The organism is Aeromonas sp. S11(2024), assembly GCF_041402345.1.
Classification (GTDB): Bacteria; Pseudomonadota; Gammaproteobacteria; order Enterobacterales; family Aeromonadaceae; genus Aeromonas; species Aeromonas veronii.
The window spans coordinates 1-3,890 of sequence record NZ_JBGLRC010000054.1 but is presented as its reverse complement, the minus strand read 5'-3'; the positions used below and the strand labels follow the sequence as shown (position 1 = coordinate 3,890).

The 3,890-nt window shown below is 60.4% G+C and carries 7 protein-coding genes and 1 pseudogene; 6 read left to right on the top strand and 2 right to left on the bottom strand.

Translation table 11 applies throughout. The features are described 5' to 3' along the window. The 4 genes and pseudogenes from ACB040_RS20645 to ACB040_RS20630 form a co-directional block, all read left to right on the top strand. Nucleotides 1-100: pseudogene (locus ACB040_RS20645) on the top strand (plasmid replication protein RepB); the annotation flags it as partial. A 68-nt stretch (nucleotides 101-168) separates the two neighbouring features. After that, a complete protein-coding gene (locus tag ACB040_RS20640; protein ID WP_017780734.1) occupies nucleotides 169-390 on the top strand; it encodes a hypothetical protein in 222 nt (73 codons plus the stop codon). Then, nucleotides 387-668, top strand: coding sequence for a hypothetical protein (locus ACB040_RS20635; RefSeq protein ID WP_219265503.1), 282 nt, complete (start codon nucleotides 387-389; stop codon nucleotides 666-668). Before ACB040_RS20640 ends, ACB040_RS20635 begins: the two co-directional genes overlap by 4 nt. After that, nucleotides 668-832: a hypothetical protein gene (locus ACB040_RS20630; RefSeq protein ID WP_342402796.1), complete on the top strand. Its 165-nt coding sequence runs from the start codon at nucleotides 668-670 to the stop codon at nucleotides 830-832. Before ACB040_RS20635 ends, ACB040_RS20630 begins: the two co-directional genes overlap by 1 nt. Here ACB040_RS20630 and ACB040_RS20625 read toward each other — a convergent pair. Then, nucleotides 829-1,020, bottom strand: a complete 192-nt coding sequence (locus ACB040_RS20625) for a hypothetical protein (RefSeq protein WP_103829336.1) — start codon at nucleotides 1,018-1,020, stop codon at nucleotides 829-831. The genes ACB040_RS20630 and ACB040_RS20625 overlap by 4 nt on opposite strands. Beyond that, nucleotides 1,017-2,174: a plasmid recombination protein gene (locus ACB040_RS20620; protein WP_371156310.1), complete on the bottom strand. Its 1,158-nt coding sequence runs from the start codon at nucleotides 2,172-2,174 to the stop codon at nucleotides 1,017-1,019. Before ACB040_RS20620 ends, ACB040_RS20625 begins: the two co-directional genes overlap by 4 nt. A gap of 1,157 nt (nucleotides 2,175-3,331) precedes the next feature. On the opposite strand from ACB040_RS20620, the gene ACB040_RS20615 reads away from it, so the two are divergent. Beyond that, nucleotides 3,332-3,538 (top strand): hypothetical protein, encoded by a 207-nt coding sequence (locus tag ACB040_RS20615; RefSeq protein ID WP_254196436.1) that lies wholly within the window; start codon nucleotides 3,332-3,334, stop codon nucleotides 3,536-3,538. Between the two features lie 98 nt (nucleotides 3,539-3,636). Further along, nucleotides 3,637-3,879 carry a hypothetical protein gene (locus ACB040_RS20610; RefSeq protein WP_017780733.1) on the top strand — a complete coding sequence of 81 codons (243 nt, stop codon included), beginning with the start codon at nucleotides 3,637-3,639 and terminating at the stop codon, nucleotides 3,877-3,879. The last annotated feature ends 11 nt before the right edge of the window (nucleotides 3,880-3,890 follow it).

The following is a 3,890-nucleotide window of genomic DNA, read 5'->3' as shown; positions in this document are numbered from 1 at the left end:
GCGCGGCGGCTGGCGGGTATTCAAGACACTGGATGCCGCCGTGAACACGGCGCAGGCCATCGGATTTCGGCGCGTTGAAGTAGACGTCAGCAGCCGTTAAGAACGAGGGCGCGGGGTGTAGACGACCCCACGCCCTCACCACAGCAAGACTGTTTAAGGAGATTTGCCATGGGGATCGCGATCCTACCACAACACGAACTGATTGATCTGATTGAGACGGTCTCGCCCGATCTCGCTCCCGAACATGCGGAGCTGCTGGCCGAGAAGCTGCGGCCGGCGCTTGCGCCCCTCGATGCGGCCCTTGGGATGCTGTCCGGCAATGCCGTCCTGCAGGAGGCTTTCGGAGAGCTGCTGTGCCGCATAGGCGCGGGCATGGAGGGCATAGCATGATCGCTCTGGTTCTGGCCGCTGCTGTAGCGGCCTCAGATGCCCCGCTGGGGGCTGTCGATATGGCCGCCACGGCGGCCAAGGTGCAGGCCGACATCAAGCGGATGTGCCCTTGGGTACCCATCAAGGTGGTGGAGTGCAACAATGCGCTCCCCTGCTCCAAGGCGGAGCTCAAGCGGGTGATGGAACTGCACCAGCGCTGCAATGACTCCCTTCGCCGCATACTGGCCTGTACGGCTTCCGGCGTCCCTGCGGACGTGTGCAAACAGGGGGTGATGTGATGCGCTTCTTGAAGAATTTGGGCAAGGCCAGCGCGGCCTGCGTGGGTTATATGGCCTTGCTGACTGCTGCCTTCGGTGCCCATCCGGGCATCGGCGGGGTGATGCTGATCTTCACTGGCCTGCCGTTCCTGTTCATCCTCCTGTCCTGCTTCTCCGCCGACTAAGGCCGAGCCCAGCGCAGCAGGGCGGCAAACGCCGCCATCCATGCGGCCCCTTCGAAGTATGAGGGGGCCTCCCACCCGAAGAAGTCATGCAGCCCCAGCAGGCCCATAAACCAGCCTCCCGAGGCGGTTACCGCCCCTTTCAGGAAGAACACTGCGGCGAACAGCGCCGCTACATGCCAAGCCTTCATGGGCGCGGCCCTCGGTACTGCTCGGGCTCCAGCTCGCGCAGCCGTTCTTCGGCCTCGTTAAGCTGATCGGACAGATCATTGCGGTAGCCCTCCAGCTTCTGGATCTCGGCGGCCTGCTTCTGGCGCTCGACTTCCGACATGGCCAGCACGGTCTCTTTCTCCTTGAGGGCTGCTCGATAGGCTTCCAGCTCCCGATCCTTCTGGGCCAGTCTGGCGGCCATCGCCTCCGCTTCCGCCTTGGTTCGGCGGGTCACTTCGTCCACCTTGATTTGGCGCTCTGCCAGCTCTTTAGCGGCCTTGGCCGCGGCGTCCCCCTGCATGTTCATCTGCATCGAGATCCCCGTCAGTAGGGCACGATTGCCGACCGCACTTAGCTCATCTTCCGAGTACATCCGTTCTTTGCGGATCAGCCCCACGTCTCGGCCAATCACGCCATCCATGAGGTGATCTTTCTGCTGCTGGGTTAACAGGGGCTTGGCCGCGCCTGCCCGTTCGGCTATGCCGAGGGCCTTCTCCACCAGTTGCCGCGACATGTATTCAGATCGGGTCAAGCGTTGGCGCTTGGGACCGAGCCGAGCCATGCCGAACTTCCGGCACACGCCCGTGTATACCCGATCCTGCCAAGCTCGCATCGCCTTGTTGTGGGCTCGCAGCTGGGCGGCTTTTGGCTCGCCCTTGCGCTTGGCCTCCGCCGATGCTGCTCTGCCCTGGTGGAGGTCGTTGAACGCTTGACCTGGCTTAGGGACGGCGTAGAAGTGCAAATGCGGGTGCTTTTCGTCTTGGTGCTCCACGACCGATACCAGATTGTCCCCGTATTCGCCCTTGAGCCACTCTAGGGCCGTTTCCTTGAACTCCTGCCAGTCTTCCCCCTCTCTCGGGTAGCTGATAACGCCAGCGAGCAGCACAGGGGCATCTATGCGCAGTTTCCGGCCCTTCACGTCTTTGGCTTGTTCTCCCCATGCCTCGGCCTGTTCTACAGCCTCGGAGGGGGAGCAGCCAAAGACCCTGATCGGCTCCTGCGGTGTTATCCCTTGGGCTGTCAGATGGCTGACGTGATCAGGGTGCCTCTCTGCTTCGTTGGCTATGTCCTGAGCGCTTCGAGTGCCCTGTTTTGGCTTCCGTGCGTATGAGTCTATGTGCGCAAACTGATACATCGTGCCCCCCTGTTTTTGGCTCCTGTCATCTGGGCTCAAATGTAGCAGCCTGCTTGCGTTTTCCACAAGTAAAGTAACCGACTTTACTTGTTAACCTTCCGCTTCGCTGGAAGGTTAACAAGTGTCGGCCCTGCGGGGCTCAAACAGACGGCTTTGGCTATTTTGGTTGCCGGAGGTGCGCGGCGTGTGGGGGGGGTGATTATGCGTAGGCAGGGTGCCCCGAACTGGCGCGCTATCGCTTGCCCCCCACTCGGCTCCGGTACGGTCGGCCAGCCGACCGATACCGGATCGAGCGGGCCTATTTTTATGGCGGATTTGGGAGGGGGGTTACGGTAACAGTTACCGAATGGGGCGGGTGTTGTGATCCTGTAGTGATCGAAAAGCTGCTTGATCCATGATCAGGGGCCAGAGTAAGCTGATGCCCGTAAACGAAAAAACCCGCCATAGGCGGGTTCTTCGGAAGCCCTCGGTGTACCACCACCTTGAGCTTCGGGTAACAGGTTCGGGGGAACCGTGCTACCGAATACCAGCCAAGTTTAGCGGCAACCCGCCGCACCTTTCAAGCACAATTCCCCCCGAACCCCTGTTACCGTTGGCCTCTGCCAGTGGCGATTAGTCGTACCCGCTCGAATTGGAAGCATGAGTTTGTTGTCGAGCAGGTGCAGGGGTCGGGCCGAACGGGGAAACCTCACACACGGCCCAGCGTGCGACGCGCACCATAGCCTCCCAGGGCTCGCAACCTTGGGGCACCAGCACCGAGCGCAACGGGGAACCAACCACGGCCAGCTCGATAAAAACGGCGCGGCAGTCCGGCCCACAGGCGGGGACTGAAGCAGGTGCAGAGTGGCGCGGTGTGTCTCAGGAGCGCGTGAGGGGGAGCGGCAGCCAGCCGCCTCGATAGTCCTGAGCAAGGCGATCCATCCAGCCGAACTACGTCAAAAATGACGTAAAAAGGCAGGAGGGCGAGCCTATCTTGAAGCGCAGCGAAAGATAGGAGAGCCGGTGTCTTACGCCCTTTTCTTTCAAAAAAAAAAAGAGAGATGATCTTGGCGAGGTGGGTAACTGCGCCCGTCCGTCCACATGCCATCGGTTCGGCTTGTGGGCGGCAGCAGTTATCCACGGAAGCGGGTTAGGTTTGGTTCTGGCCGGAGGTACGTATGGGGTTCGACAAGCACGGGATCGAGGTAGATGGCGATTGTATCTGGCTACTGGACGCAGGCGGGCAGCGCCTGTGCGACCTGACGGAGATGCAGTTGCTCGATTTTGGGAGGCGGATCAGCGTTGAAGGGGGGTTGCTCAACTTCGATTTGGACGCAGCAGAATGGCGCGAACGCCTGATTGCCTTGGGCCTTGAGCTGGATTGAAAATCATTTTAGCGGTTCGCTAAATCAAATCTTGCTTTTTGATTTAGGGCGGCCCATAATCAAAACCATGATTTGAAGTTTCAGAAGCGAGGTTTTGAATGCAGGAGCTACAGGCCAAGTGGCTATTCGATCAGGGGGGCTTCTCCAAGGCGATGATCGTCCCCGCCCCAATGGGGCACGGCTGGCATCTCCATGTCGTGAAGTTCGGCAAGAACGGGGATACCGAGGTGATCGAGCGGCAGCGCGGCGGCTGGCGGGTATTCAAGACACTGGATGCCGCCGTGAACACGGCGCAGGCCATCGGATTTCGGCGCGTTGAAGTAGACGTCAGCAGCCGTTAAGAACGAGGGCG